The organism is Flavobacterium sp. JLP (assembly GCF_015350755.1).
GTDB lineage: Bacteria > Bacteroidota > Bacteroidia > Flavobacteriales > Flavobacteriaceae > Flavobacterium.
Genome location: NZ_JADKPS010000018.1, coordinates 1 through 1,349, shown reverse-complemented (window position 1 = coordinate 1,349; position 1,349 = coordinate 1). Strand labels below are relative to the sequence as shown.

General features: G+C 45.2%; 1 protein-coding gene. It reads right to left on the bottom strand.

What is annotated here, in order from left to right; all coding sequences use genetic code 11:
- A partial coding sequence (locus tag IRZ83_RS19405) for a T9SS sorting signal type C domain-containing protein (RefSeq protein ID WP_194570768.1) occupies positions 1 to 1,349 on the bottom strand: 1,349 nt, incomplete at both ends.

Here is a 1,349-nt window from a genome sequence, read left to right as displayed (position 1 = left end):
ATAATTTTTCTAGAAGTTTTGAATCCGTTTTCTAAAGTTACATTTACAAGTAAAACCTGATTTCCAGCCTGCAAATTTGAAACCTGAAGTTCATTTGCTCCTACCTTCTTTTTATCTAGAAGCAATTTTCCGGAAATATCAAAAACAGCAACTTCCTGTATGGCTTCTTCTGAGGATTGCACTTTGACCGTTTTATCCTTAACAGAAACCAGAATTCCGTTTTCCGTATTTTCAAAATCTCCGGTTCCCAGTGTTTTGTTTGTGTATCGAAGCACAAAACGGTCTGGGAAAGTTCCCGCTGCAGTTGCAAAAGTGTAGTTGGCAGCGCGCAGATCGCTGAGAGTCCCTGTTGTTTTGTCTTCTAGATAAACTGCCTGTGTGCTCAGCTTTCCGTCGGCATCGCTTAGGGAAATTGTAAAGCTCCCTTCAACTGCCGTGCGGTATCCCAGAGGCACTGCATCTGTGTCTGCAAATGGCAGTGCACGCCCCTGAATTACAAGTTTGCTGGCATTGTTTATGCTGTAAAAATCAATGTACTTGTTTCCGTCAAATGTTAATCCGTCGTACATGTCTTCATAGCCATTTGTCGCGCCTTCAATGTATCCGACCAGAATCTGCTTGAAAGCGCCTTCCTCATTGGTCATGTCCAGCCATACACGGTTTTTTTCAAGATCAGCTGTTTTTGATGCGCCTGCCGGTTTGAAAAACTGGCCGTTATTATTGGCGGCTCTTCGCATTGAATTGGCAAAACTTATGCTGCCGGCCGCTTTTGCTCCCATAAAGAAAGACTGTCCGGCGGCAATGTAGCCGCTCGGCACATTGATGTTGGTTCCAGCCGCCCCCCCTGACGGTGCTTTCTGGGTTCCTGCCCCTCCGCTCAAATTGTAAGTGGCGTAGTCATCTGAATTGTATTTATAGCTTGGGCCCAGAACCACCGGGGTATTATGTGTCCAGAAATACATTGTTCCCACCAAGAAAAGATTCGCATTTATAAAATCGTCGGCAGACAGGGCAGAAGGATACGGGTTTCCTATCAAGTAATAGGTGCTTGGCACAGCTGTTTCCCCTGCTATAGTTCCATTATTGGGAACTCCGATAAAACTGGCAGTATAAGGGGTTCTCACTGTATTTGAAAAAGTTTCCGGACCGCGGATAATATAGCCTTTGCCCGCTGTCATAAAACTAGTACTCGGATTGGCCACCCATTTTGTAGTTTCCCAGCTTAAATATTTATCACTCAAAGTCAATGGCGAAACTCCTCCCAGGGTCTGGGCTTTTACTGGAGCGGACCAATATACATAATCGGCCTGGCGAATGTCTACGCTGTTGCGCTTGTAAGTAATATTGCC